23 protein-coding genes and 2 tRNA genes are annotated in these 23,165 nt (G+C 44.7%); 18 read left to right on the top strand and 7 right to left on the bottom strand.

Translation table 11 applies throughout. The annotated features are described in order from the left end of the window. The first annotated feature begins 205 nt into the window (after nucleotides 1–205). From tolQ to nadA, 11 genes are all read left to right on the top strand, one after another. The gene (gene tolQ / locus ACFOEK_RS05820; RefSeq protein WP_386717498.1) at nucleotides 206–889 is read left to right on the top strand and encodes a protein TolQ; all 684 of its coding nucleotides are present in this window, start codon (nucleotides 206–208) and stop codon (nucleotides 887–889) included. Between the two features lie 47 nt (nucleotides 890–936). Continuing rightward, nucleotides 937–1,383 (top strand): protein TolR, encoded by a 447-nt coding sequence (gene tolR, locus ACFOEK_RS05815; protein ID WP_386717495.1) that lies wholly within the window; start codon nucleotides 937–939, stop codon nucleotides 1,381–1,383. 8 nt (nucleotides 1,384–1,391) lie between these two features. Further along, nucleotides 1,392–2,351 (top strand): cell envelope integrity protein TolA, encoded by a 960-nt coding sequence (tolA, locus tag ACFOEK_RS05810; protein WP_386717492.1) that lies wholly within the window; start codon nucleotides 1,392–1,394, stop codon nucleotides 2,349–2,351. Between the two features lie 5 nt (nucleotides 2,352–2,356). Further along, nucleotides 2,357–3,691 carry a Tol-Pal system beta propeller repeat protein TolB gene (tolB, locus tag ACFOEK_RS05805; protein WP_386717489.1) on the top strand — a complete coding sequence of 445 codons (1,335 nt, stop codon included), beginning with the start codon at nucleotides 2,357–2,359 and terminating at the stop codon, nucleotides 3,689–3,691. 79 nt (nucleotides 3,692–3,770) lie between these two features. Next, nucleotides 3,771–4,358 carry an OmpA family protein gene (locus ACFOEK_RS05800; protein ID WP_386717486.1) on the top strand — a complete coding sequence of 196 codons (588 nt, stop codon included), beginning with the start codon at nucleotides 3,771–3,773 and terminating at the stop codon, nucleotides 4,356–4,358. Nucleotides 4,359–4,508: 150 nt separating this feature from the next. Next, on the top strand, nucleotides 4,509–5,444 hold the full coding sequence (locus ACFOEK_RS05795; protein WP_386717483.1) for a tetratricopeptide repeat protein: 936 nt from the start codon (nucleotides 4,509–4,511) through the stop codon (nucleotides 5,442–5,444). Nucleotides 5,445–5,598: 154 nt separating this feature from the next. Next, nucleotides 5,599–6,282: a 7-carboxy-7-deazaguanine synthase QueE gene (gene queE, locus ACFOEK_RS05790; RefSeq protein WP_386717480.1), complete on the top strand. Its 684-nt coding sequence runs from the start codon at nucleotides 5,599–5,601 to the stop codon at nucleotides 6,280–6,282. Nucleotides 6,283–6,342: 60 nt separating this feature from the next. Continuing rightward, entirely contained in the window at nucleotides 6,343–7,014 is a 672-nt protein-coding gene (queC, locus tag ACFOEK_RS05785) for a 7-cyano-7-deazaguanine synthase QueC (protein WP_386717477.1), read from the top strand. Between the two features lie 141 nt (nucleotides 7,015–7,155). Then, nucleotides 7,156–7,231 (top strand) — tRNA-Lys (locus ACFOEK_RS05780). A 50-nt stretch (nucleotides 7,232–7,281) separates the two neighbouring features. Next, nucleotides 7,282–7,357 (top strand) — tRNA-Lys (locus ACFOEK_RS05775). A 150-nt stretch (nucleotides 7,358–7,507) separates the two neighbouring features. Further along, nucleotides 7,508–8,554, top strand: a complete 1,047-nt coding sequence (gene nadA / locus ACFOEK_RS05770) for a quinolinate synthase NadA (RefSeq protein WP_386717474.1) — start codon at nucleotides 7,508–7,510, stop codon at nucleotides 8,552–8,554. Nucleotides 8,555–8,654: 100 nt separating this feature from the next. Here nadA and ACFOEK_RS05765 read toward each other — a convergent pair whose 3' ends face one another. After that, entirely contained in the window at nucleotides 8,655–10,100 is a 1,446-nt protein-coding gene (locus ACFOEK_RS05765) for a M48 family metalloprotease (RefSeq protein WP_386717470.1), read from the bottom strand. A 143-nt stretch (nucleotides 10,101–10,243) separates the two neighbouring features. Here ACFOEK_RS05765 and ACFOEK_RS05760 point away from each other — a divergent pair, with 143 nt between their 5' ends. Further along, the gene (locus tag ACFOEK_RS05760; RefSeq protein ID WP_386717467.1) at nucleotides 10,244–10,528 is read left to right on the top strand and encodes a sulfurtransferase TusA family protein; all 285 of its coding nucleotides are present in this window, start codon (nucleotides 10,244–10,246) and stop codon (nucleotides 10,526–10,528) included. Then, complete coding sequence (locus ACFOEK_RS05755; protein WP_386717464.1) at nucleotides 10,528–11,607, top strand: AI-2E family transporter; 1,080 nt, start codon at nucleotides 10,528–10,530, stop codon at nucleotides 11,605–11,607. Before ACFOEK_RS05760 ends, ACFOEK_RS05755 begins: the two co-directional genes overlap by 1 nt. A gap of 44 nt (nucleotides 11,608–11,651) precedes the next feature. Here the strand turns inward: ACFOEK_RS05755 and ACFOEK_RS05750 are convergent, their stop codons facing one another. Continuing rightward, nucleotides 11,652–12,119, bottom strand: a complete 468-nt coding sequence (locus tag ACFOEK_RS05750; protein ID WP_386717461.1) for a peroxiredoxin — start codon at nucleotides 12,117–12,119, stop codon at nucleotides 11,652–11,654. A 117-nt stretch (nucleotides 12,120–12,236) separates the two neighbouring features. Next, entirely contained in the window at nucleotides 12,237–12,767 is a 531-nt protein-coding gene (locus ACFOEK_RS05745) for a glycine cleavage system protein R (protein WP_386717458.1), read from the bottom strand. A 222-nt stretch (nucleotides 12,768–12,989) separates the two neighbouring features. Here ACFOEK_RS05745 and dapA point away from each other — a divergent pair, with 222 nt between their 5' ends. From dapA to ACFOEK_RS05730, 3 genes are all read left to right on the top strand, one after another. Then, the gene (gene dapA / locus ACFOEK_RS05740) at nucleotides 12,990–13,868 is read left to right on the top strand and encodes a 4-hydroxy-tetrahydrodipicolinate synthase (protein ID WP_386717455.1); all 879 of its coding nucleotides are present in this window, start codon (nucleotides 12,990–12,992) and stop codon (nucleotides 13,866–13,868) included. Nucleotides 13,869–13,917: 49 nt separating this feature from the next. Beyond that, nucleotides 13,918–15,033 (top strand): outer membrane protein assembly factor BamC, encoded by a 1,116-nt coding sequence (gene bamC / locus ACFOEK_RS05735; protein ID WP_386717452.1) that lies wholly within the window; start codon nucleotides 13,918–13,920, stop codon nucleotides 15,031–15,033. Between the two features lie 99 nt (nucleotides 15,034–15,132). After that, a complete protein-coding gene (locus ACFOEK_RS05730) occupies nucleotides 15,133–15,903 on the top strand; it encodes an MBL fold metallo-hydrolase (protein WP_386717450.1) in 771 nt (256 codons plus the stop codon). 65 nt (nucleotides 15,904–15,968) lie between these two features. Here the strand turns inward: ACFOEK_RS05730 and ACFOEK_RS05725 are convergent, their stop codons facing one another. Together ACFOEK_RS05725 and ACFOEK_RS05720 are read right to left on the bottom strand one after the other, a co-directional pair. Further along, on the bottom strand, nucleotides 15,969–18,377 hold the full coding sequence (locus ACFOEK_RS05725) for a Lon protease family protein (protein WP_386717447.1): 2,409 nt from the start codon (nucleotides 18,375–18,377) through the stop codon (nucleotides 15,969–15,971). A gap of 92 nt (nucleotides 18,378–18,469) precedes the next feature. Continuing rightward, nucleotides 18,470–19,072, bottom strand: coding sequence for a YigZ family protein (locus ACFOEK_RS05720; protein ID WP_386717444.1), 603 nt, complete (start codon nucleotides 19,070–19,072; stop codon nucleotides 18,470–18,472). Between the two features lie 286 nt (nucleotides 19,073–19,358). Between ACFOEK_RS05720 and ACFOEK_RS05715 the strand changes: the two genes are divergently transcribed. Beyond that, on the top strand, nucleotides 19,359–20,270 hold the full coding sequence (locus ACFOEK_RS05715; RefSeq protein WP_386717441.1) for a hypothetical protein: 912 nt from the start codon (nucleotides 19,359–19,361) through the stop codon (nucleotides 20,268–20,270). A gap of 171 nt (nucleotides 20,271–20,441) precedes the next feature. Here ACFOEK_RS05715 and ACFOEK_RS05710 read toward each other — a convergent pair whose 3' ends face one another. After that, a complete protein-coding gene (locus ACFOEK_RS05710; protein WP_386717438.1) occupies nucleotides 20,442–21,929 on the bottom strand; it encodes a 3-oxoacyl-ACP reductase in 1,488 nt (495 codons plus the stop codon). Nucleotides 21,930–22,079: 150 nt separating this feature from the next. On the opposite strand from ACFOEK_RS05710, the gene ACFOEK_RS05705 reads away from it, so the two are divergent. Beyond that, nucleotides 22,080–22,319, top strand: coding sequence for a CDGSH iron-sulfur domain-containing protein (locus ACFOEK_RS05705; RefSeq protein ID WP_386717435.1), 240 nt, complete (start codon nucleotides 22,080–22,082; stop codon nucleotides 22,317–22,319). A 20-nt stretch (nucleotides 22,320–22,339) separates the two neighbouring features. Here the strand turns inward: ACFOEK_RS05705 and ACFOEK_RS05700 are convergent, their stop codons facing one another. Continuing rightward, entirely contained in the window at nucleotides 22,340–23,092 is a 753-nt protein-coding gene (locus ACFOEK_RS05700) for a tRNA-uridine aminocarboxypropyltransferase (RefSeq protein ID WP_386717432.1), read from the bottom strand. Nucleotides 23,093–23,165: the final 73 nt, after the last annotated feature.

Below are 23,165 nucleotides of genomic sequence, written 5' to 3'. Positions count from 1 at the left end.
TTCTTGGTAAAGCCTGTCCACTTGCGAAGTTTTCCTTCTTTTTAAAGGCTCTGTGGATGAAGTTTTACGCAAATCGTGTATATTGTTGAGCCAACCTTTGAACTAATCAATGAATCTAGGTTCTTAACTGGAAGAGCTCAGATTTCACTTTAAGTAAGTTGTCACAAAAAAGAACAGCCATCATTTCGTCGAAAAGGATTAAACAATGCAAGAGCAATTATCAGTTTGGCAACTGGTGAGTGATGCATCACTTCTTGTTCAATTAGTTATGCTAATTCTGGTTTTGGCTTCAGTTATTTCCTGGGCCATTATCGTTCAAAGAACACGTATTCTTTCGGCGGCTAAGCGTTCTGCAAATGAGTTTGAAGAGCGCTTTTGGTCGGGAATGGATCTCGCACAATTGTACCGAGAAGTATCAACCAATCCTGATCCTGACAGCGGTCTGCAAAATATTTTTCGTGCAGGGTTTAAGGAATTTAGTCGTTTGCGCCAGCAAGCAGGTGTTGATCCAGATGCCATCATGGAAGGAACACAGCGAGCGATGCGTGTAGCTTGTTCAAAAGAAGCTGAAAAGCTTGAAGAAACGCTTCCATTCCTGGCAACCGTTGGTTCAACCAGTCCGTATATTGGTCTTTTCGGAACCGTTTGGGGGATTATGAACTCCTTCCGAGGCTTAGCGACTATGAAACAGGCTACGTTAGCCGTTGTTGCTCCTGGTATTTCTGAGGCCTTGATCGCGACCGCAATCGGTTTGTTTGCTGCCATTCCTGCCGTTATTGGTTACAACCGTTTTTCGGCTGTAGCTGATGATATTGTTGGTGGTTATGAAACCTTTGCTGATGAATTTTCGGCCATTCTTCACCGTAAAGTTCACGTATCCCAGCACTGATTGAGCTGATAAATCATTATGCGTGTTCAGGTTAAGAGGTAAGAATTATGGCATCTCCTCAACCCATTCGAGGAAGTAACAAAAAGCACCGCCCAATGTCTGAAATTAATGTAGTTCCCTACATTGATGTGATGTTGGTGTTGTTGGTGATCTTTATGGCAACTGCACCTTTATTGACCCAAGGTGTCAGTGTTGAGTTGCCCAAAGTTGATTCTGAATTGATCGATGAAACCAAACAGGCTGATCCGTTGGTGATTTCCATCAATAAGTCGGGTGAATTTTATTTGTCGATCAGTGCCAGCGAAAAAAAATCCATTGCTCTTGATAAGCTGATCATTAGGGTTAAGGCTGCTCGATCTCAAACACCTGATGTGGCGGTATTGATTCGAGGAGATCAGCAAGTGGCTTATGGCAAAGTTGTTACTTTGATGGCGCAGCTACAACAAGCTGGTATTGAAAATGTTGGTTTAATAACTGAACCAGCAGAGAGCTAAGTGTCCGCATGGAAGAACTGAAAAGCTTCAAAAAACCTTTGTTGATCTCGCTGGCAGTGCATCTTGCTTTTGTGCTGTTTCTGTTGGTGGACTGGGGCTTTGAGCACGATCAAACCAAGGTCGTAGAAGTCCCTCATGTAAAGGCCTCTCTGGTCAGTGAAGACCCTTTCAAACAGCAGAAACAAAAAGATTTAGCTGAAAAGCGTAAGAAATGGGAAGCTGAGCGTAAGCGTCAGGCTGAGCTGGAACGTAAGCGTGTTGCTGCTGAGAAGAAACGCATTGCGGATAAGAAACAAAAAGACGCAGAAAAAAAACGTAAGTTAGCGGAACAGAAGCGCAAAGAAGCTGCCAAACGAAAAGCTGCGGAAGAGAAGAAAAAGCAAGAAGCGTTAGCGCTTAAGAAGAAAGAAGAGGCGCGTAAGAAAAAAGAAGCTGAGCAAAAACGTTTAGCGGAAGAAAAGAAAAAAGCAGAACAGCTTAAAGCGAAACAAGAAGCTGAGCGACTCGCAAAAGCAGAATTAGAGAAGCAAGAAGCAGAGCTTGCCAGACAGGAAGAAGAGCGCAAGCGGAAAGCGCAAGAACAGAAAGAATTAGAAGCGCTTGAAAAAGAGCTGGCCGAGCTTGAGAAACAAGACTCTAAAAAACAGTCGGACAAGAATCAAAAGAGTAATAACAAACCTCTAGATCAGGTGGTAGCTATTGTTCAGGAGTCTGTTATAGCCAATTGGACTCTTCCGCCAGGAGCAGAGCCGAATCAGGTGATTTTAGCGTGGCTGTATTTTCTACCGGATGGTGATTTAAGGGATGTTAAGGTGGTTAAATCTTCTGGAAATACTGCTTTAGATCGAAGTGTTGAGAAGGCAGCATGGAGTATGGGGAATATTCCTGAAATCAGAGATTTATCTTCTGATGACTTTAAGAAGCTAAATAAAGGCTATGTGTTTACTTTTGTTCCGCCGAGTAAGTGATATTTATGAGAACTAAATTGATACTAACAGTGTTATTGGCTCTTTGGGGGGCGTCTTCAGGTGCTCTTGCAAGTGAAGATGGTCCAAGAATTAGTATTTTAATCACCAAAGGCGTTGAAAGTGCTATTCCTGTGGCTGTTGTTCCCTTTGCTTGGCAGGGCAATAATGCTCTGCCAGAAGATGTTTCGGGGATAGTTTCCAGCGACTTATATCGAAGCGGTTATTTTGATTTGTTGCCAGTTGGCAACATGTTAAGCCTTCCGCACAAGTCTGAAGATTTTATCTATGCCGATTGGGAGCGAACCAATCAGGATTTCGTATTGATCGGACAAATTGGCTTTGATGCGGTTAAGCGTGAATATCAAGTTCGTTATGAGTTGTTTGATATTTTCCTGGGGCAAAGTGTGCTTGCGGAAGTTGTTCCTGGAAAAGAAACCCAACTACGTGACATAGCTCATTACATAAGTGATAAGGTCTATGAAAAGATAACGGGCAAGCCAGGTGCCTTTTCTACTGAAATTGCTTATGTCACGGTTGAGAATGTAAAAAGTAATCCGATGTTTCAGTTGAATATTGCTGATGCGGATGGTGGTCGGGCACGTTATGTGCTTAGATCTGATGAGCCGATTATTTCACCAAGCTGGTCGAATGATGGTAAAAAACTGGCCTATGTTTCATTTGAACGTCGTAAGGGGCAAAAGTTAGGACGCCCAGCGATCTATATTCAATATAAAGAAACGGGCAAAAGAGTGCGGGTTTCTTCTTTTGAGGGTTTAAATGGTGCACCTAGCTGGTCGCCTGATGATCAAAAGTTGGCTTTTGTGTTGTCTCGAGACGGTAATCCGGAAATTTATGTTCTGGACCTTCAGACGAAAAAGTTGTCTCGAAAAACTCGACATTACGCAATCGATACAGAGCCAAGTTGGACACCGGATGGAAAAGGCATTATTTTTACCTCTAATCGAATTGGAAACCCACAGATTTATAGGTTGAGTCTTGCAACTAATAAGGTTGAGCGCTTAACATACCATGGAGACTATAATGCGCGAGCACAGATGACACGGGATGGTCGTTATTTAGTTATGGTGCATCGCAGTGAGGGAATTTTCCATATTGCAAGACAAGACTTGCAAACAGGACGAATTAAAGTCTTAACTGAAAGTGATCTCGATGAATCACCGAGTGTTGCACCTAATGGTGGAATGGTGATCTATGCTACTAAATATAGAGATCAAGGAGTGTTGTCGGTAGTATCCATTGATGGTGAGGTAAGTATGCGCTTACCATCAAGTAAAGGAGATGTACGTGAACCTGCGTGGTCACCTTATCTAAGACGGTAGCTCTTCAGACACTGGCAGTTTAGATCGAAAAGAATATTGAATTGAAACTGATAAACCTAACTGGATCATGGGAAAGATTATGGACTTAACGCCATTCAAGAAATTTGCACTAGTATCTTTGTCTGCTGCTGTACTTACAGCGTGTGGCTCAAACCCAACTCAAGAAGAGACTTCGTCTTCGGCATCAACTGCAGGTTCTTCAACGGCTTCTGAAACCGCTGGTTCTTCTGCAACTACTGCTGGTACTGGTGAGTCTTCTGGCGTGAACGGTCAGGCTATGACAGGTCAGTCTACTGACTCTATGGCTGAGAACGCGATGTCTGAAGCATCTGCAGCGAAAGATGCGGCAATGACTGCGTTGACTGTGTTCTACTTTGACTTCGATAAGTCTGAAGTGAAAGGTCCTGCATTAGACGCGTTGAAAGCGCACGCTGCTTATTTGAAGGTGGACTCAGGCGCTAAAGTAAACCTTGCCGGTCATGCTGATGAGCGTGGTACTCGCGAGTACAACTTAGCTTTGGGTGAGCGTCGTGGTAAGGCTATTGCTCAGGTTTTGATGTCTGAAGGTGTTGCTTCATCTCAGATCGAAGTTATTAGTTACGGTGAAGAGAAGCCTGCTGATTTCTCAAACCACGCTAAAAACCGTCGTGTTGAGCTAAGTTACTAAGTACCTATTTAGTAACATTATTCAATTAGGCTTTGTCTATCTGGCATTGGCTTAATATGAATAGCAGATTAGTGAATAATCTAAAAAGGGCTCGCTTTGCGAAGCCCTTTTTTATTCGTAAATCCATAACTTTCAAAAGTCTTCGTTATTGTGAAACCTACCATTAGTTTAAGACCCGTCATGGGCGTGTTGTTAGCGTCTTACTTAACTTCGGCGTGGGCTGTTCAGGTAACAGAATCTTCGCCAACCTATGTTGCGCCTTCTGAGCGTGTTTCGTCCTCACCAAAACCAACACCAGAGCCTACAGCTCAAGCTAAGCCAGTGTCTTTAGCTCAGGGCAACGTTGGTAATCAGAACACCTATAGTCAGAGTTCTGCGTCTCAAACAGTTGCTGCTGAAGATACTGCGGATGAGGTTGAAGATTTTGGTATTGTTACTGATTCTATTGAGCCAGCAAATCCGTTGGCGGATGACCGAACGCTATTGGTTCAAGAGTTACAGACCTTGAGAGCCAAGGTTGAAGAGCAAGAGCGTCAAATCTCTGAGTTAAAGCAAAAGAGTAAAGTTCTGTATGAGGACCTTGATCGTCGTTTGCAAAAGTTGGCTGAAAAGCTGGTTGAGATAGAGAAGGCTCCTGTTGTTGACTCTTCAGGAAGTGAGGCATCAACGACAGACTCTATTGCAACCTCTGATGTTGGTTCATCGTCTGATGGTGAAACGGATCAAACACGATACCAGAAGGCAAAAGCGCTGCTTGACGAAGGTGGGCGCGATACTGAAGCTGCGATTGCATTTTTGCGCTTGTTGAAAGCACATCCGGAAACACCTCTGAAGCCGAATGTTTATTATTGGTTGGCACAGATTTATAAGCGTGGCGGTGAGAACGATAAGGCGGAAGGCTATTACAATCGAGTACTGGAAGAGTATCCGAAGAGTATCAAGGCGGCGTCTAGCCTATATTCACTCGCTTCCATGAAAGCTTCGCAAGGTCAAAATGCTAAAGCCAATCAACTGCTGAATAAGTTGGTTGCGGAGTACCCGAACTCTGCTGAAGCGATTAAAGCTAAATCCAAGTTAAATCCTTAAGGAACTTATTTATAGGTTCCTAATTTGGCCTCATTTAATCGGATAAAACCGACGAATACTGGGAATATCGTAAATCCTTAGTGTTCGCCGGTTTCATCTGAACGCCTCTTCGGTTAATATCGCGCCTCAGTTTTTGTTGGTGAAATATTAATCTATGTCTCAATCTGCCTCTTCTGACGTGGTAGCGTCGGAATCTTCGAAACTGCGAATTACTGAAATTTTTTATTCTTTGCAAGGTGAAACGCGAACAGTTGGCCTTCCTACGGTATTTATTCGATTAACCGGGTGCCCGCTGCGCTGTCAGTATTGTGATACTGAATATGCGTTCAGTGGTGGTGAGTGGAAGACGTTGGATGAGATAATGGCGGAAGTATCTAAATATTCCGCAAAGCATATTACCGTCTCCGGTGGTGAGCCATTAGCGCAGCCAAATTGTTTACCTTTATTAGAACGCTTGTGTGATCAGGGGTATGACGTATCGTTGGAAACCAGTGGTGCGCTTGATGTGTCTAAGGTTGATCCTCGGGTTGTTAAGATCCTTGATCTTAAGACGCCTGATTCAGAAGAGTGTCATCGAAATCTTTACGACAATATCGCGTACTTAAATAAACAAGATCAGGTTAAATTTGTGATCTGTAGTCGTCAGGATTATGACTGGTCGAAGATGCAGGTAGATCAGTTGGCACTGCTTGATCGTGTTGATGACGTGCTATTTTCACCAAGCTTCCATCAGGTATCAGCAACAGATTTGGCAGATTGGATTGTTGCGGATGGTATTCAGGTTAGGATGCAGTTACAACTCCATAAACTACTATGGAATGATGAGCCGGGGCGTTAATTTTTTGGCCATCGTAAGATTAAAGTGTTTGTGAATTAGATTTATAAGATAGGTGTGGAAATGACAAAAAAAGCCATTGTGTTGGTGTCAGGAGGATTGGACTCGGCAACGGTTCTGGCTATGGCAAAGGCTCAAGGGTTTGAGTGCTATGCGCTAAGTTTTAACTATGGTCAGCGTCATACCTCTGAGCTGCAGGCTGCGCAGCGTGTAGCTACTCAGATGGGCGTGAAAGAACATAAGGTGGTTACTCTTAATCTTGATGACATTGGTGGCTCGGCGCTAACAGACGAGTCTATCGACGTTCCTGAAGAAGAAAGTGATGGCATTCCTGTGACCTATGTACCGGCACGAAACACGGTTTTCCTTTCCATTGCTTTGGGTTGGGCGGAAGTTCTTGAAGCTCAGGATATTTTTATTGGTGTGAATGCAGTGGATTACTCCGGTTATCCTGATTGTCGGCCTGAATTCATTGAAGCCTTTGAGCGTACTGCAAACTTAGCCACCAAAATGGGGGTTGAAGGGCAACAGATTAATATCAATACGCCGTTAATGAAATTATCGAAAGCGGACATAGTGACGGAAGGAACTAAGTTAGGTGTGGATTATGGTCTGACAGTTTCTTGTTATCAGGCGGATAATGACGGTCGCGCATGTGGACGCTGTGATGCTTGCCGTTTAAGACAAGCAGGATTTGAACAGGCTGAACTCGCTGATCCGACGCCTTATCAATAGTTTAGTTAGTATTTGTTGCTGACTTTGGTTGCTTTATTTGAGTGTTTTTTCACCATCTGAACTTTTTTCAAAAGTTAATTAGGAATTTTTTAAAAAAGTCTTGCATTTGAAATTTTTGACGTTAATATACGCAGCCACTTCGGGTCGTTAGCTCAGCTGGTAGAGCAGTTGGCTTTTAACCAATTGGTCACAGGTTCGAATCCTGTACGACCCACCACGAATTTTAAGAAGTTGACAGCGTCAGCTTTGATTTTGAAACCAGATAATGGGTCGTTAGCTCAGCTGGTAGAGCAGTTGGCTTTTAACCAATTGGTCACAGGTTCGAATCCTGTACGACCCACCATTATTCAGGGGAGCTTATGCTCCCTTTTTTCTTGCCTGAAATAAATGATTTGTAAAATAACCAATGCCAGTCATTGGTTCGTTCGTTTTGCATCTTGTGCTAAAATCCCAGCTAAGAATTCCCTCCGTGTTAAGAAGTAGATAAAGCTTTATGAGTCAACCACGCATTGAAATTGATCTGGATCGGCTGTTTGTTCAACAACACTTTGAGTCGGCTCCAAAAGTCCTTTCCGAGGAAGAAGTTAAAGCTTACAAAGATCGCATTGGTGCTTTGTTAAAAGAGCGTAATGCGGCTCTGGTTGCCCATTACTACTGTGACGAGCATGTACAGGCTTTGGCAGAAGAGACGGGTGGCTGTGTTGCTGATTCGCTTGAAATGGCTCGCTTTGGTAAAAATCACCCTGCTGAGACTTTGTTGGTTGCTGGGGTTAAGTTCATGGGGGAGACGGCCAAGATTCTCAGCCCTGAGAAAACGGTCTATATGCCAACGCTAGATGCGACCTGTTCCTTGGATCTGGGTTGTCCTATCAAAGAGTTTTCCGAGTTTTGTGATCAGCACCCTGATCGTACGGTTGTTGTTTATGCCAATACGTCAGCGGCTGTGAAGGCCAGGGCCGATTGGGTAGTGACTTCGAGTATTGCATTACAAGTAGCTGAGCACTTGGCTGAGAAAGGTGAAAAGGTCATTTGGGCGCCGGATAAGCACTTAGGCAGTTATGTTCAGCGTATGTCGGGTGCCGATATGATTCTTTGGGACGGTGAATGTATCGTTCATGATGAGTTTAAAGGTAAGGCATTGGCGGATCTGAAAAAGGTTTATCCTGATGCAGCTATTTTGGTTCATCCTGAGTCACCACAAGCGGTTGTTGAGCTTGCTGATGTTGTTGGATCAACGTCACAGTTGATTAAGGCGGCTACCGAACTACCTAATAAGCAATGCATCGTGGCAACAGACCGTGGCATCTTTTATAAGATGCAGCAAGCGGCTCCAGATAAAGAGTTGATTGCAGCGCCAACCGCCGGTGAAGGTGCAACATGCCGAAGTTGTGCTAATTGTCCTTGGATGGCAATGAACTCGCTTGAGCGCATTGAGAATGTGCTAAGAAACGGTGGCGAAGAAATCTTTGTTGATGAAGATATTCGTCAAAAGGCAATGAAGCCGTTGCAGAGAATGTTGGACTTCAATGCGCCCAAATAAATATTCGGTTAGATATGTCTGACAGACATAAAGAAAAGCAAAAAGCCTCTCATCGAGAGGCTTTTTTAATTTTGTTGCTTTTTGTTATGGGTAAGAAAAATTACTGATTAAATTCCGTTTTCAGGGATTCGATAAACTTAATACGTTCTTCAATAATCGATTTTTCATGGAAATCAAACTCGGCTAGCTTAACTGCGCGCATTAATTGACGTTGGGCGTTAGTAAAGTCACCGTTTAATTGATAATACTCTGCGGCCGCTTTGTAATAGCCAATCTGGTTGTTGTTCAAACGCTGGGCTTCTGCAAGTTTCGTCCACACATGTGGATCATTCGGACGTTGAAAGCTTAGGTCTTGCAAAAGAAATGCAGCTTTTCGAGCGTTATCATTTTTATTGTAGGTATTAGCCAGATATAAGGTAATCACATAATTCTCTGGATTATCAGCAAGAAGGTTTTTAAGTTTTTGTTCTGCGTCATCCAGCTTCTCTTGCTTGGAAAGAATTTCCGCTTCCAGCACATTTAACGTGATGCTCATTGGGTGAAGTTTTTGAAGCTTAGTAAGCGTTTCAAGGGCCGCAGCGTATTGTTCATCTTCCATCTGACAGATAGAAAGTGCGTAGAACGCGCTTTTTTGTTGAACGCCAGTGCTGTTGGCAGCTTTGTCCTCATATTTCTTGATGCATTCTTTAGACGAAGTCATGGCATGAATTTCAGCCCTGCGCTTCATTAACTGAAACTCAAAGCTGGTTCTGCCTTTAACGTTGGAATATTGGTTGGCACGGTTTGCACTGTCTGAGATGCGCGATTCTGTCAGAGGGTGAGTTAATAGATATTCAGGAGGGTTTGTACCCCAGAAGCGTTTGGCTTCATTCATGTTCTTGAACATGTTGGTCATGTCATTCGGGTTGTAACCGGATTTGTATAAAGTATCCATGCCGATACGGTCAGCTTCTTGCTCCATGTCTCGACTAAAGGCGAGTTCAGCTTGAGCGCTGGCAGCATAAGTCGTAGAGCCTGCTGCAATGGCGGCTGTTCCGCCTGTTGTCACCGCGAGAAGAACGGAGGCGAGTAAGCCAACCATGGTTAGAGGTCGACGCTTCTCGGCGTCTTGAACGCGTCGAGCAAAATGGCGTTGACTGATGTGGGCTAATTCATGGCTTAGTACCGAAGAAAATTGTCCTTCAGTGCTAGAAAACAAAAACAAACCGGTATTAACGCCAATAACTCCTCCGGGCACAGCAAAGGCATTAAGGGTGTTGTTATCGATAATGATGGTTTCCAATCGACGGTCAGTAAGTTGGCTGTTTTCTACCAAACGATAAATCGTAAATTCGAGGTAGTCATTAAGAAGAGGATCTTCGAGAATTTTGGTTTGATTTCTTAACGCTCGTAACCAACCTCGGCCAAGTTTGTGCTCTTGTTCCAGGGATATGAATCCAGAGGTGGAGTCTCCAAGGCTGGGTAATTGGTTGGAAGCATAGGCGATTGACTGAAAGCTGATCAGAAAAGCGCAAAAAAGTGCAAAGAAACGATAGGTTTTATTCATTGGTGCTAGCAGTACCCGCTGTTTTTTACTTAGACTATACCAACTGTTGAAACATGTATATTAGCCATGTTCTGGTAATCTATATCAGACACTAAACCCAACCTCTATACGAGCCAGTTATCTTTAAAGATAGTAAAGACAAGATGAGTAATCCGTCAGTTCCAGAAAAAAATGATGAAGTAACGTTTGATAAGTTAGCTTTTGATGACTTACTGGATGCCAGTGGTTTAAGTTGCCCGCTCCCATTGTTGAAAACCAAGCAATCCTTGAACAAGTTGAATGTGGGTGATGTGTTGAAGGTCATAGCAACGGATGCGGGCTCATGGCGAGATATTCAGGTATTCGTTGATAATTCAGTTAATGAACTCTTACACGCCGAGCAAGACCAAGGGCATTACTGCTACTGGATAAAGAAAGGAAATCGTTAATGATCAATATTTTAAAACGTTGGGCTGGGCAGTATTTTTCTGAAGAAGAGCCGGTGGTGTTTCTTCTGTTGCTTTTCTTTACTGCGGCTGGCTTATGGTTATTTGGTGATATTCTAACGCCGGTGATTGCGGCGATAATTATTGCCTATATGCTGCAAGGGCTTGTGAACATATTAACATCGTGGGGCGCGCCAAAGTTGCTCGCGGTATCCTTAGCTGTGGTTTTCTTTATGGGCGTGTCGCTCGCTCTGATGTTGGTGTTACTGCCCCTGGTATGGTCCCAGCTCACATCATTCTTTACTGAAGTTCCCAGATACAGCACTGAGTTTCAGAGTTACCTAATTGAACTTAGTCATAGGTATCCAGGGCAGCTTAGTTCTGAACAGCTGGATGAATGGTTTTCCTTAGCGAAAGGTGAGATTGGTCAGTTAGGTCAGTTCCTAGTGTCGTTGAGTGTGTCGAGTATTCCTGGTGTGATCACAATTTTGATTTACTTTGTAGTCGTGCCTTTGATGGTGTTTTTCTTTTTGAAAGATAAGGATTATTTCTTATCTGTACTGCAATCTCTGTTGCCGAAAAAACGTCGTATGCTTGATGAAGTTGGTGAGGAAATGAATGAACAAATTGCCAACTACATTCGAGGTAAAGTGATTGAGATCGTCATTGTGGGCGTCGCAACTTACATTGGCTTTGCCATCTTAGGTCTGCAATATTCTGTGTTGTTGGCTTTGTTGGTCGGTTTGTCTGTATTGATTCCTTATGTGGGTGCTACAGTGGTTACGGTACCTGTTGCGGCCGTAGGGATTATCCAATGGGGCTTTGGTTCTGAGTTCGCGACCTTGATGATCGTCTATCTGGTGATTCAGGCGTTGGATGGCAATATTCTGGTGCCATTACTCTTCTCAGAAGCGGTTAATCTCCACCCGGTCGTTATTATTGTGGCTGTACTGTTCTTTGGTGGGCTTTGGGGATTCTGGGGGATCTTCTTTGCGATTCCGCTGGCAACTTTGATTAAAGCCATAATGACGGCTTGGCCTAAGGTGGCGAGTCATCATGAAGCAGTAGAAGCTGCTGAATAAGAATAAAAGGGAGCTAATTCATGCTCCCTTTTTAATGTGTGATCTTACAAGGCCTTTACGGCTTCTAACACCTCATCCACATGACCTTTCACTTTGACTTTGCGCCATTCGTTACGGAGGACGCCGTTGGCATCAATCAGGAAGGTGCTGCGTTCGATACCCATATATTCTTTACCATAGAGTTTCTTTAACTTGATCACATCAAAGTGCTTACACAGCGCTTCTTCAGGATCTGAAATAAGCTCGAATGGAAACTCTTGTTTTGCTTTGAAGTTATCATGGCGCTTCATTGAATCTTTCGATACGCCGAAGATTTCTGTGTTGTTCGATTGAAACTCACTGTAAAGATCTCGGAAGTTCTGGCCTTCAGTCGTGCAACCCGGGGTGCTGTCTTTAGGATAAAAGTAAATGACAACATTTTTGCCTTTTAGGTTGGATAGGGTAATCGTAGTGTCATTAGTTGCTTCCGAAGTGAAGTCTGGGACAGGCTGGCCAACGGCAAGTTCTGACATAGAGAAGTTCCTTTGATTCAAAGTGTGAATAGTCTAGATATTATTTCGAGATTTTATACGAATGAATGTAAACATTGGATTGCCAGAGCATCTGAAGGATGCTCTGGCAAAAGAGAATTATCGAAGAGGTTCGATAATAGCGTCGAGATTGCGATCATCACAAAATTGGATGAAGTCATCTTTCAGCTGAGCAATGCTCTGAGAGCTTGGGATGTTTACACGCATGGTTAGATTAAACATCTGAGTTCCTGTGTGCGGTGCTGCATAGGTGCCTGTGGTCAAGTCATCGATGTTAATGCTGCGATTGGAAAAGAAACCGGTAATGTCGGATACGATACCAGGGTTATCAATAGCGATGATTTCAGTGACATAGGCAATGGTGTCATGACAGGTTTCACGACCACTGGTACGTTTGATGATGGTCGTAAGGTTCAGCGCTTCTACTTCGCTTGGAAGTTTTTTCTCTAATTCTTGAATGTTTTCTTCAGGGCCGGATACCATCATGATAATCGCAAATTCGCCACCAAGAACGGTCATGCGGCTGTCTTGAATGTTAGCACCGTGGTTCGCAATTAAACTGGACAGATCTTTAACGATGCCTGAACGATCAGAGCCCAGTGCAGTAATAACTAAATTTGTTTGAGACATATAAATTCCATTAATCAATATAACCCATTCCGTTTGTATCTCGACAACTTTAGGACAAGGTTATTGGTTGTTAGTTGAGACAAATAATAGGCGATGCCTAAGGGTTATTAAACTGATCCGTAAAAAAATCCTTCAGAGCTCCCAGAAAGCGGGGTATTGCCCTTGTGTCATTGGTATCAGAGCTCTAAAATGACCGGCTTGGAATTCCAACGGAGAGGCCTAATGATTACTGGCAGTATTGTTGCACTTGTCACCCCAATGCTTGATAACGGCAAAGTTGATTGGGGAGCTCTTGATCGCTTAATCGATTTTCATATCGACAATGGCACTGATTCTATTGTTGCGGTTGGTACCACAGGAGAGTCGGCGACTCTGGATGTGAAGGAGCACTGCTTGGTAATCAAACACGTGGTTAATCGTGTGGCGGGTCGTATTCCTGTAATCGCGGGTACTGGTGCAAACAGTACATCGGAAGCGATTGAACTTACTGAGACTGCTCATCAGTCCGGTGCTGATGCGTGTTTGCTGGTGACGCCATATTACAACAAGCCAACCCAAGAAGGTTTGTTTCAGCATCACAAAGCCATTTCAGACGCCGTAGATATTCCTCAGATTCTATACAATGTGCCTGGTCGTACAGCTTGTGACATGCTTCCGGAAACGGTTGCGCGAATTGCTGAACTTAAAAACGTTGTGGGTATCAAAGAAGCCACAGGTGATCTGGTTCGTGCAAAACAAGTGATTGATGCTGTACCAGAAGGTTTTGCAGTTTACTCAGGTGATGATGCAACAGCCTTTGATCTTATTCTTTTGGGTGGTCACGGTAATATTTCTGTGACTGCAAATGTGCTGCCGGCACAAATGTCTCGCCTTTGTAAGCTAGCTCTAGATGGCAAAGCGGACGAAGCGAAAGCGCTAAATGATGAAATCATGCCTGTACACAATGCGATGTTCGTTGAGAGTAACCCCATTCCGGTAAAGTGGGCGTTGGCGGACATGGGACTTATGGGTGAAGGTATTCGTTTGCCATTAACCGTATTGGATTCAAAGTACCATGCACAGGTACATGAAGCGCTGAAAGCTGCTGGTGCTATTAAATAGGCCTCGGGTACTAAATAACGTAACAGGCGCTAAAAATAAGAAAGGACGTATGGCTATCTTTTTGAATCAGTTCAAGAAATGGAATGCAGCAACGGTGATCGTTGCTGCATTTTCTTTGTCTTCGTGTTCACTATTTTCCGATCTGGACGAGGAATATAAAAACGTTCAGGAAACGGCTCCTACCAAAGGGTTGGCAGGTGAAAACGTAGAGTTTATCGATCTTTATCCAATTCCGGAAAAGGACACATTAGCACCGGGCGAGCTGATAGCAGACGTTCCTCGTCCCGAACCTCTGTCGTTGACCGACGATAAAGATGGCGTACAGCTAAGGAAGTTGGATGATCAACGTTGGATTGTAGTCGCCCAGCCACCTAACCAGGTTTGGCCTTTGGTTCGTCAGTTTTGGGATCTTCACCGTATCGCTGTGGTATATGAACAGCCTAGAGAAGGTGTTCTTGAAACGCGTTGGATCAAACGTAATGATGAACGCCAATCTCTGATGTCTCGAGTAAAAGGGCGTGTGTTCCTGGGTGATGATCTATTAGATAAATACCGAGTATCGGTAGAGCAGGGCATCCGTCGTGGTTTAACCGAAGTACATCTGGTGCAGCGTTCAGTTGGCTTGTATGAAAGTGCATCTGCGCCAAGTTCATACGAACCGAATGAGGCGTGGCCGAAGCAATCTGAAAACTTGGCGCTTTCTGCTGCGGTCATTGATGAATTGATTACCTTCTTGGCGAAACAAACCGTATCGGGCCAAAGCTCCTCTTTCCTTGCTGAAGGAATTGTTGGGGATTCCCGAGTTGCTTTGATTCGTGATGATGAGGATTATCCGATATTACAATTGGATGCGAGATTCGATCGCGCTTGGGCATCGGTCGTAAACTCTGCGGATGATTTAGTACTGAAAGTAACGGATCGAAATCGTTCTGAAGGCAAGATGTTTGTGACTTACAATCATCGGGCTAAACAAGAAGAGCCAGGTTTCTTTGCACGTCTATTCGGAGCGGATGAAATCTCAGACAGCGATCAGGAATTACTGATTCATGTGGTGTCTTTGGATGAATATCGTGTTCAAGTCTTAGTGACTGACAAAGACGGAAATAACATGGACGCTGCTCAAGCGCTTAAAGTTCTTGAGTTTGTTCAAGATCGACTGTTCTAAATTCCAGATATAAAGTGCGGACGGTATGTACCGTTCGCACTTCTTTACACTGCGGTGTATCTCTTCTATTAAATATCCTTTCTAACGTTTGATTTGACTATGAGCATTATTGAATTTGCGTCATTAGGCAGTGGTAGTAAAGGCAATGCTACGCTGGTTAAAGCCGAAGACACCATCATCATGATTGATTGCGGTTTTACGGTAAAAGAGACGGAGATTCGGTTAGCTGCGTTAGGTCTAGAAGCGTCTCAGGTTTCTGCTGTATTGGTGACCCATGAACATGGCGATCACATCAAAGGTGCAGCGCCCTTTGCTCGTCGCTATAAAATTCCTGTCTATATGACTTATGGAACAGCGCGTGCTAAATCCTTGGAAGCTCATCAGCAGCTTGCTTTGATTTGCAGTCATGAACCTTTTAAGGTGGGCGCTCTCAGCATCCAGCCTGTGATTGTGCCGCACGACGCGCAAGAACCGGTTCAGTTTGTCGTTCAGTATCACAACAAACGTTTGGGCGTGTTGACTGATTTAGGCAGCTACACGCCTTACGTCGTTAATCATTACAAGCAGTGTGATGCTTTATTGCTTGAGTGCAATCATGATCTCACCATGCTGCGAAACGGCCCTTATCCGCCGTCTTTGAAGCATCGAGTGGCGGGTAACTACGGTCACTTGAATAATCAACAAGCGGCAGATTTCTTACGGCAGGTGGATCAGGATCGCTTACAACATCTCGTAGTCTCTCATGTCAGTGAGCAGAATAATCAGGTGGAGCTGGCATTGGATGAGTTGGTGCAAGTCTGTGCGAAAGGCCGGGATTGGATTAAAGTTGCCAAGCAGGATGAAGGTTTTTCTTGGCTGGCTATCAATTGATGTCTTAATGCAAAACATAAAAAGGCCTCTTTCGAGACCTTTCTGGTAGTTGAAGTAACCCCTAATTAACTGGCTTCTTCTTCGTCTTCCTCTTCTTCACCTTCTTCGATTTCCGCCAGTTCTTTTAGACGATCAACGACTTTACGGTTGAAGGTGTTTTCTGGGAAAACGCCGTCTTTGTCTTCAGTTCCCGGTTCAGCACCTGTCAAAATTTCTAGCGCTTCATCGGCATGACCAACTGCATACACATGGAAAGTACCATCCTCTACCGCTTGAATGATTTTACGATCCAGCATCAAATTGCGAACGTTGGATTTCGGAATGATAACGCCTTGTTCTCCAGTGAGGCCTCTGGCTTCACAAAGACGGAAGAAACCTTCAATCTTTTCATTCACACCACCAATGGCTTGAACTTCACCGTGCTGGTTCATTGATCCCGTCATGGCCATGGATTGTTTAATTGGAATCTTGGTCAGTGCGGATAGCAAACAGCAAAGCTCTGCCAGTGACGCACTGTCGCCATCGATATAGCCGTAGCTTTGTTCCATCGCCAGGCTGGCCGAAATGGCAAGTGGGAAGTCGGTTGTGTAGCGACCACCCATGTAACCACTCATGATCATCACGCCTTTAGAGTGAATGTTTTGACCCAAGTTGGCTTCCCGCTCAATGTCGAGAATGCCTCGTGAGCCAGGATAGACAGCTGCTGTAATACGAGCAGGTGTACCAAATGTGGAATCTCCGATCTCTAGGACGGTGAGACCATTGATCTTACCAATGGCTTCGCCTTCGGTATCAATCAGCACCGTGCCATCAAGCATTTCTTCGAGAATTCGATCGGCGATGCGTCCGGTGCGATTCTGTTTGGCATATAGGGCTCTATCAATGTGCTTGCGATCAATCCGGGTATCACGAGAGAGCTTGCGTACCATCTCGGCTTCGCCCAGTAGCTCAAAGATATCTCCGATGCGTGCCGATAAATGACGTTGATTATCCGCGAGTCGTGAGCTGTATTCGACCATACGAGCGACGCCTTCAGCAGATAGATCGCGATAACCTTTTTCATCCACGCGACTTTTAAGCAGTTGCGTGAAGAAGGTCAGGGCCGTCGGTGTTCTTGGCAGACGTTCATCAAAATCCACTAGCACGCGGAAGAGTTCCCTGAATTCTTCGTCGTAATCTTGCAGAAGATAATAAACCTCACGCGAGCCGATTAGGATGATTTTTACGTGCAACGGTAAGCTGTCTGGTGACAGTGTTGCCGGACTTAACAGCCCCATGTCGGAATACGGGGATTCCATGGTTAATTTACGGGACTTAATGGCACGTTTCAGAGCATCCCAGACGAAAGGCTCGGACAGTATTTTGTCGGCTTCAATTACGAGATAACCACCGTTCGCTTTATGCAAAGCACCTGGCACAATCTGACGATAGTTGGTGGTTAGCGTACCTTGGTCGGGTGTGTATTCAATGCGGCCGAAGAGGTTCCGATAGCTGGGGTGGCTCTCGTAAATGACCGGAGCACCGCTGTTTTTTGAACGAGACACCATGATGTTCGGTTCGTATTGATCCAGCAAAATAGCGCGTTTTTGAGAGTCTTCGACTTTCTCTAGAATGCGCTCTTCAACCAATTGGTCGATGACCGTTTTTAGAAGGTGCTCACGAGTACGTTCGAGGAACAGCTTAACACCATTGTATTTACCGTAGGTTTTTTTCAGCGGTTTTATGAGTGGCTGAATGGCTTCATCAATCGTTTCTTGGTTGAGGTTGCGAAGTTGTTCGTTGCTTTCCCGGCGCCACTGCGGAAGGTTGATTAACTCATTGTTAAGCATGTCTTCCAGATAGCTGATTGCTTGATGAATCTCTTCCCGATCTTCGTCGGGCAGCTGTGCGAATTCGGTCTCGTCCAGTGCTTTACCTTCACGAATGGGGGTAAAGGTAATGGTGCCTGCTTCTTTAAAAACTGCGATATTGGCACGTAATGCTTCTCGCTCGACGTTATCCAGCGCTTTGTCGTATAACTGGTTAAAAGCGCGGTCGATTTGGTTTTTGTTGTGCTGATAGGTTGGATGCTCGAACACCGAAGGAAAGGTGCTCATCAAGTTATCAACAAAGCGTTCTAAATCGTGTTTGAAGTTGTTCGCTAAGCCCGCAGGCAACTCAATGGCCATGGGTTCTTTTGGGTTCTCAAAGTGATTAACGTAAACCCAGTCGCTCGGTGATTCTTGATCGGTGGCAACGTTAGCCAGATAGTCCTGAACGTATGAAGAGCGGCCTGTGCCGTTTTCACCCATCAGATAAATGTTATAGCCGGGGCGATCCATAGCAACGCCAAATTCGATCGCGTTTACTGCTCTTTCCTGGCCGAGAATACCGTCAAAAGGATCGACCTCACTGGTGGCGCTAAAGGACGCTTCTAAGGTGGCGGTAGCTGCGCTTAACTCGGCTGGCTTAAGGCGTTTTGGGTGTCTTTCCATGTTTCATCCTTACTTCAAATGCCTAAGGCGAAAATACTGAGTAGACCGTGTCAGTGTGATATTAGGTCAAACTGATCAGGGAGTAAGTCCGGCTAAGTACTTTTTATATGTGTATTTCTTAAATCCTCAACGAAAGTAGAGAATTCGTCAAATAGGGATTCGTTGATGGAGAGCATTAATTCCGCGTGCTCTCCAAAATTATGGGAATCGGGTTGTATTTGGTGTTTATCCAGCCATCGTTGAATGAGGTTGATTTCTTGATAGTTGGTGGTGAGTTGTACACTTGTTTTGTTCTCTAATGGTAGCCACTGCGCATGATCCAGTACTTGTTTGGTGGCGGTAGAGTAAGCTCGGACTAAACCGCCAGCACCTAACTTGATGCCGCCAAAGTAGCGTGCAATCACCACAGCGCATTCGCCTACATCCGCATGAGTCAGGACATTGAGCATGGGCTTACCCGCTGTACCTTTAGGTTCGCCATCGTCACTTTGGTTCCAACCGTGAACGTCCTTGGGCATTCGTAGAATATACGCCCAACAATGATGGCTGGCTTTAGGGTGTTCAGCTTGAATGCTCGACAGCCAGTTTTTGAAATCTTGTGTGTTGTTAATTCTGGCGAGGTAAGCGACGAATCGGCTCTTCTTTTCTTCATACTCATGAACGATGGGTTGGGCCGGAGTTCGGTAAATGGACATTAGATTAAAGTACTACTTTTAGGGCGGTCAGAAACCCAATTCTAGCCCTTCGGCACTTTGTTTCAAACCATTAGGTTGATTTCTCACATATATGAAACTTTATGCGTAAAATGTGAACCCGTTTGTCTGTTTTTAGATTTGCAAATTTGCGGCAGTTACAAAGCAGATCTACTCTGAAAGACAGGAACATGGAGATATAAGCTCTAACAAAAACAATCGGTTGCTCGTAGTGCGGCATTCTTGCCTATTACCTCGCAAAAGCAGTCATGAGTCAGTCGAGGTCTGAATGAAGTCACCAATTTTAGCGATACAACAATTTGATTTAAACGGCTTGGAAAGCCTTAGTGACAGTACCTTGATGTCCTATTTGGACGGTAAATTTACTCCAGTAGAATTAAAAAGCTTTCTAAGATTTAAAAGCCGTATCACTCAAGAGTTAGCTCAACATCCAGTGTTTACTGAGAACCACTTTATTAATTGGTTCAGTGAATCCGAATTAACGGATTACGATGTTCAGCACTTTTTGATTCAGTTTGCCATTTTTGCTGAAAGCCTTGCGCATGCCCAGTTCAGCCAGATGCAGTCCATCGATACTGCGCAACAAGCGGCGATTCAGGACATGATCGCAGACAGCTTTACTAACGATGGTAATAACAACTTATTTGGTCAGTTAAGTCTTAACTTGAATGGCGATACTACCTACTCTGAGTTGAAACAACATCAGGTGGAAGGGGGCTTGTTACGTTATATGACGCCTCATTACAGCTTGATTGCTAAAGTGGCAGAGCATTTAGGAATGCCATTTGAACTTTTAGGACAAAAAGAACTTGCCACTGAGAGTACAGACTTTGTCTGTCGTGAATTAGTTAAGTTATACAGCCATCCTGACCCGGAAGTGTCTTACGCCTCTGCGTTTGCGATGGAATATTGGATGGAGCAAGGGTTCTGGGATCATATTCTCGCAGGGCTTATTCGATATAAGCACATGAAGGGTATTTCAGATTTCCCTGTCGCCGTCTTTACCTGGAATGGTCAGCACCATGACCACTACAAAGCGGCACGCATGAAGAAATTAGAGCACTTCTATTTTAATCATGTCGTGAACGAAGAGCATTTTATGAATGCTGCGGATGATCTGTTAGATACGGTTCTCTTGTTTTGGGAGGGACTGTACTTAGACCGAAAGTCGATACATTAACCTCATAACCCAGAGGAGGTGCTTCGTTAAATATGGTGTTTGGACATTAAGATTAAGACCAGGCTCTTTGCTTTGAGCCGCTTGGAACGGGCCTTTACAAAGGCTCACGTGGGGTCGCCAAGGCGGCCCCTAACTCTTTTTGGAAGAGTTCAAATCTTGGAAGAGAGCAAATTATGCTCCAACCAAGTTTTGACCACAGACTCGTAAAGTATTCGCTCGTAATCCAGAGGCTGCTGGATTAGCAAACATCGCTACTGCTTCTGCTACGTCTTCTGGTTGCCCACCTTGGGACAGTGAGCTAATTCTTCGGCCAATTTCACGGCTTAGGAAAGGAATTGCTTGCGTCATTTGGGTTTCGATAAAACCGGGCGCGATGGCATTAATGGTGATTCGGCGACGTGCCAACGGTTTATCCATCGCCTCAACATAGCCGATCACTCCGGCTTTGGAGGTTGAGTAGTTGGTTTGTCCAAAGCAACCGGCGATGCCGTTAATGGAGGAAATGCACACTACGCGCCCACCGACGTTCAGTACCTTGTTATCGACTAACGCTTCGGTAATACGTTGAATGGCTGCCAGGTTGATGTCGATGACGCTGTTCCAGCGTTTGTCATCCATGCGAGCCAACGTTTTATCTCGAGTAATTCCCGCATTGTTAACCAGAATATCGATGGTCTCAGAACCTTTTTGAACGTCTTTAATAAGTTTGTTCAGGGCTTTCTTATCGCTGACATCAGCAATGACTGCATGACCGCCAAGGCGGCGAGCAAGTGATTCCAAATCATCCTTACATGGTTCGATGTCCAGCAGAATAACTTTTGCTCCATCCCGAGCCAGAGTTTCTGCAATGGCTTTACCAATCCCGCGGGAGGCACCGGTAATCAGTGCAGTTTTGTCCAGAAGAGGTTGGCGCCAGTTGATGGCTTCTTTGGTTGGGCTGACTTTGGTGATGTGCAATGTTTGGCCTGTCACAAATGCACCACGAGCAGAAAGCAAATAACGAAGAGGTGCTTCTAATAACGCTTCCGCATCAGGTTCTAGCAGTAATAAATTGGCTGTGGCTGCTTTCCCACCAATTTCTTTAGCGCAGCTGCGAATAAAACCTTCTAGCGAACGCATGACTGACGCTTGAGCTGGTGATTTGCAACTTTCAGGCGTTAAGCCGACGACGATGACTCGTGAATGTTCAGCAATACGGGAAATCGCATTGTGATAAAAATTGTATAAAGAGCTCAGTTGCTCTGGTGTTTCGATATTGGTGGCGTCGTAAACAAGGGCTGAATGCTTGTGTGTGGTTTCCGACAGCACTCTAAGCGGAAATTGCTTACTGGCACTCATCAAATCTTGCTGTTGTTTATTTCCTTTAGAGAAGAACAGCTTTGCGGAGCTCTTGGACAGAACCGTCAGGATGGCATTGGATACATTGCTTTCAGTCTTGGTCCCGTTCGGAGCCGCGCCAAATAATGCTTTGCCTCGAAGGAATTCTTCGCTGGCCTGTTGTTGACGTCTAAGTTTGACGGGAACCGGCAGATTTAAGGCTTTGACTAAGGGTTGAGCCCAAGGGTGATTAACAACATTTTGATAAACATCGCCTTGTGTTGCGCTTTTTTGAAATTGAGAAAAGTTGTGTATTGCTTTTTGTACTTGTCCCTTCGGCATAGGTGGTTCCCTTAGATCGTTCTGGTATTCAGTGGTAGTTATTGCGAGTTGTGGTGATTACTCGTGCAGTGCAGGGAAGTTTAGCATTGGTTCGAAATTATGAGTACCTGAGCTATGGTTAATAACAGGCTTTATTAACGAGAGGCAGTCATGAGTGACCCAGTCAGAGCATCAGATGTCCCTTACGGAATAGACGTCACGGAAGGTGAACGGTATTTTTGGTGTGCCTGTGGGCGAAGCCAAACTCAGCCTTTTTGCGATGGCTCCCATAAAGGTAGCGAGTTTACGCCCGTTAAATACATCGCCGATGAAACAACGAGAGTTTTCTTCTGTGGATGCAAATCCACTAATAATCCGCCGTTGTGCGATGGCTCCCATAATAAGTCTTGAATCTGCGGAATCGCTATTGGCTATTCAATGGATTTCATCGCTTGATGAAGGTGGTTTATGTCCGGTGTTTTCGTATCTCGTACTGCCTGATAGTGGTGATTGAATAAATCAAAATACCGAGCCAACAGATTAGCTTGGCGAGTTTGTCCAAACGCGTTTAAAACCATCATGCCTGCTTCGGCGGTTGACAGTTGATGTTCTTTCGGTGCTTGACGTAATTGGTAGCGCGCAAGGCTGCCTGGCTCAAGGGAGAGGGTTGGTAGGGCGTGTAACCACTTACTTAGGTACATCTTACGAGCTTGCTTCCATGTGCCATCCAGCAAAAGGATGGTTGGTGTTTTTCCATCACAAAGAGTGTTTAAGGTGTCCGAAGAAGGGGCGCGATAGACTTGCCGTTCTGCTCTGAATTCTCCAGGAAACAAGATAAAGCACTGTCGAGAGGGATCATTTATTAAGCTCATCAGTTCGATATCTGGTTCTGTCCGTGACCATTGAAAGGCATGGCAATTTTCTGGAAAGCAATCGGCAATTAAGCGTCCAGTATTGGTTGGTTTTAAAATTTCCTGATCGTGCATCAGCAGTACGATATCGATGTCGCTTTTCATTGAACGACGCCAAGTACATAAACAGGCTTCATTACTCAATTGGCAACGTTGGCATCGAATCACTGAAGCGCCTCGTGCGAGGAACGGCTTGGTGCCATCTTCCAAACGCTGCATCTTGAGCTTTTGAAACGCATTAGGGGTATCGGTTTGGGACGTTATTTGAGTCATTTGAATTCGTGTTGTGTTCAATAAAGTCTGCTATGATTCGCGTTTTTCTGGAGCGCGAGAGTTTAGCCGTTTC

Origin of the sequence: Litoribrevibacter euphylliae (assembly GCF_042646085.1) — a bacterium.
Classification (GTDB): Bacteria; Pseudomonadota; Gammaproteobacteria; order Pseudomonadales; family Litoribrevibacteraceae; genus Litoribrevibacter; species Litoribrevibacter euphylliae.
Note: the sequence above shows the minus strand (reverse complement) of the source record. Positions and strands in the feature narration are given on the sequence as shown.

Excerpts from the sequence above, each read along its gene's own strand:
- tolA (WP_386717492.1), top strand. The coding sequence starts at position 1,392 with ATGGAAGAACTGAAAAGCTTCAAAAAACCTTTGTTGATCTCGCTGGCA.
- ACFOEK_RS05725 (WP_386717447.1), bottom strand. The coding sequence starts at position 18,377 with ATGGAAAGACACCCAAAACGCCTTAAGCCAGCCGAGTTAAGCGCAGCT.
- ACFOEK_RS05745 (WP_386717458.1), bottom strand. The coding sequence starts at position 12,767 with ATGTCTCAAACAAATTTAGTTATTACTGCACTGGGCTCTGATCGTTCA.
- ACFOEK_RS05700 (WP_386717432.1), bottom strand. The coding sequence starts at position 23,092 with ATGACTCAAATAACGTCCCAAACCGATACCCCTAATGCGTTTCAAAAG.
- tolQ (WP_386717498.1), top strand. The coding sequence starts at position 206 with ATGCAAGAGCAATTATCAGTTTGGCAACTGGTGAGTGATGCATCACTT.
- ACFOEK_RS05800 (WP_386717486.1), top strand. The coding sequence starts at position 3,771 with ATGGACTTAACGCCATTCAAGAAATTTGCACTAGTATCTTTGTCTGCT.
- ACFOEK_RS05730 (WP_386717450.1), top strand. The coding sequence starts at position 15,133 with ATGAGCATTATTGAATTTGCGTCATTAGGCAGTGGTAGTAAAGGCAAT.
- bamC (WP_386717452.1), top strand. The coding sequence starts at position 13,918 with ATGGCTATCTTTTTGAATCAGTTCAAGAAATGGAATGCAGCAACGGTG.
- ACFOEK_RS05760 (WP_386717467.1), top strand. The coding sequence starts at position 10,244 with ATGAGTAATCCGTCAGTTCCAGAAAAAAATGATGAAGTAACGTTTGAT.
- queE (WP_386717480.1), top strand. The coding sequence starts at position 5,599 with ATGTCTCAATCTGCCTCTTCTGACGTGGTAGCGTCGGAATCTTCGAAA.
- ACFOEK_RS05715 (WP_386717441.1), top strand. The coding sequence starts at position 19,359 with ATGAAGTCACCAATTTTAGCGATACAACAATTTGATTTAAACGGCTTG.
- ACFOEK_RS05710 (WP_386717438.1), bottom strand. The coding sequence starts at position 21,929 with ATGCCGAAGGGACAAGTACAAAAAGCAATACACAACTTTTCTCAATTT.
- ACFOEK_RS05765 (WP_386717470.1), bottom strand. The coding sequence starts at position 10,100 with ATGAATAAAACCTATCGTTTCTTTGCACTTTTTTGCGCTTTTCTGATC.
- ACFOEK_RS05705 (WP_386717435.1), top strand. The coding sequence starts at position 22,080 with ATGAGTGACCCAGTCAGAGCATCAGATGTCCCTTACGGAATAGACGTC.
- queC (WP_386717477.1), top strand. The coding sequence starts at position 6,343 with ATGACAAAAAAAGCCATTGTGTTGGTGTCAGGAGGATTGGACTCGGCA.
- ACFOEK_RS05755 (WP_386717464.1), top strand. The coding sequence starts at position 10,528 with ATGATCAATATTTTAAAACGTTGGGCTGGGCAGTATTTTTCTGAAGAA.
- tolR (WP_386717495.1), top strand. The coding sequence starts at position 937 with ATGGCATCTCCTCAACCCATTCGAGGAAGTAACAAAAAGCACCGCCCA.
- ACFOEK_RS05720 (WP_386717444.1), bottom strand. The coding sequence starts at position 19,072 with ATGTCCATTTACCGAACTCCGGCCCAACCCATCGTTCATGAGTATGAA.
- ACFOEK_RS05750 (WP_386717461.1), bottom strand. The coding sequence starts at position 12,119 with ATGTCAGAACTTGCCGTTGGCCAGCCTGTCCCAGACTTCACTTCGGAA.
- tolB (WP_386717489.1), top strand. The coding sequence starts at position 2,357 with ATGAGAACTAAATTGATACTAACAGTGTTATTGGCTCTTTGGGGGGCG.
- dapA (WP_386717455.1), top strand. The coding sequence starts at position 12,990 with ATGATTACTGGCAGTATTGTTGCACTTGTCACCCCAATGCTTGATAAC.
- nadA (WP_386717474.1), top strand. The coding sequence starts at position 7,508 with ATGAGTCAACCACGCATTGAAATTGATCTGGATCGGCTGTTTGTTCAA.